Genomic DNA, 239 nt, shown 5'->3' on the forward strand with positions numbered 1-239 from the left:
GTGACAGCCGTTGAATCCGACACCGCCGGGGCAGTGGTCAGCTTCAGCGGCGTCGTCAGGAATCACGACGGCGGCAAGGCAGTGGAGCGGTTGAGCTACAGCGCCCATCCCACGGCGCACAAGGTCATGTCCGACGTCGTGGCGCAGCTCGTCGCCGAGCACCACGGAGAAGCCGAGCAGCCCGTCCGGATCTGGGCCGCACACCGGATCGGCATGCTGGAGATCGGCGATCCCGCGCT

General features: G+C 67.8%; 1 protein-coding gene. It reads left to right on the plus strand.

Annotation, left to right across the window (positions count from 1 at the left end; all coding sequences use genetic code 11):
* Positions 1–239 (plus strand): molybdenum cofactor biosynthesis protein MoaE (locus tag SB764_RS44280; RefSeq protein ID WP_410867346.1); only part of this gene is annotated, 239 nt, incomplete at its 3' end.

The organism is Paraburkholderia sp. SIMBA_027, assembly GCF_046535315.1.
Taxonomy (GTDB): Bacteria; Pseudomonadota; Gammaproteobacteria; order Burkholderiales; family Burkholderiaceae; genus Paraburkholderia; species Paraburkholderia tropica.